The 272-nt window shown below is 60.3% G+C and carries 1 protein-coding gene; it reads right to left on the minus strand.

Features of this window, described 5'->3' with window-relative positions; genetic code table 11:
- A partial coding sequence (locus KVS69_RS19575; RefSeq protein ID WP_217539673.1) for a hypothetical protein occupies positions 1-244 on the minus strand: 244 nt, incomplete at its 3' end.
- Positions 245-272 lie beyond the last annotated feature (28 nt).

The following is a 272-nucleotide window of genomic DNA, read 5'->3' on the forward strand; positions in this document are numbered from 1 at the left end:
TCCCGTGGTCATACCCGGCGAACTTGAGGCCCTTTTTCCGCAGCTCCTTCACGTTCTTCTGGTGCCGCTCGAAGGCATCCTGAATGTTCTCGACGATCTTGTCACTCGACCTGAAATACGCCTCGGGTTTGGTCTCGGCGATCTCGCTGACGCCGGCTGAGAGCACTTCGCGGATTTCGTGGAATGCGCCCTGCTGTCGCATCTCAATCAGGGCGGCGGGCGGGATGTTCCCTAGCCATTCCATGTCCGTCTCAGCGACTCGCTGGAGGCCC

It is taken from the genome of Stenotrophomonas sp. GbtcB23, from assembly GCF_019091045.1.
Lineage (GTDB): Bacteria > Pseudomonadota > Gammaproteobacteria > Xanthomonadales > Xanthomonadaceae > Stenotrophomonas > Stenotrophomonas rhizophila_A.